A 643-nucleotide genomic window follows, 5' to 3' on the forward strand; every position below is an offset into this window, starting at 1 on the left:
ACTACTTCAAATGCAAGTACTTTTTAAAAAGATTTTATTAGGTGCGGCCGAGAGGACTTGAACCTCCACGGGGTTTCCCCCACTAGGCCCTAAGCCTAGCGCGTCTGCCAATTCCGCCACACCCGCATATTTTGTTAAAATGGTGAGCCATGAAGGATTCGAACCTTCGACCCTCTGATTAAAAGTCAGATGCTCTACCAACTGAGCTAATGGCTCTTAATGGCTGGGCTAGCTGGATTCGAACCAGCGCATGACGGAGTCAAAGTCCGTTGCCTTACCGCTTGGCTATAGCCCATTAATTAAGAATGGTGGAGGGGGGCAGATTCGAACTGCCGAACCCGAAGGAGCGGATTTACAGTCCGCCGCGTTTAGCCACTTCGCTACCCCTCCGACATATATGGTGGAGGATGACGGGATCGAACCGCCGACCCCCTGCTTGTAAGGCAGGTGCTCTCCCAGCTGAGCTAATCCTCCATTTTGCCTGGCAACGTCCTACTCTCACAGGGACAAGGTCCCAACTACCATCGGCGCTAGAGAGCTTAACTTCCGTGTTCGGTATGGGAACGGGTGTGACCTCTCTGCCATCATTACCAGACTATATTCATTTAAGACAAGAATCATTTTAACTTATTTAACTTTTAAA

General features: G+C 49.6%; 5 tRNA genes and 1 rRNA gene. All 6 read right to left on the minus strand.

Annotated elements, in window-relative coordinates:
* Window positions 1-42: 42 nt before the first annotated feature.
* Window positions 43-126, minus strand: a tRNA-Leu gene (locus DN392_RS30180).
* Between the two features lie 14 nt (window positions 127-140).
* Window positions 141-216: transfer RNA gene (locus tag DN392_RS30185), tRNA-Lys, on the minus strand.
* Window positions 217-220: 4 nt separating this feature from the next.
* Window positions 221-295 (minus strand) — tRNA-Gln (locus DN392_RS30190).
* 11 nt (window positions 296-306) lie between these two features.
* A tRNA-Tyr gene (locus DN392_RS30195) sits at window positions 307-390 on the minus strand.
* 8 nt (window positions 391-398) lie between these two features.
* Window positions 399-474 (minus strand) — tRNA-Val (locus tag DN392_RS30200).
* 5 nt (window positions 475-479) lie between these two features.
* A 5S ribosomal RNA gene (rrf, locus tag DN392_RS30205) occupies window positions 480-595 on the minus strand.
* Between the last annotated feature and the right edge of the window lie 48 nt (window positions 596-643).

It is taken from the genome of Bacillus sp. BB51/4, from assembly GCF_008368845.1.
Taxonomy (GTDB): domain Bacteria; phylum Bacillota; class Bacilli; order Bacillales; family Bacillaceae_G; genus Bacillus_A; species Bacillus_A wiedmannii.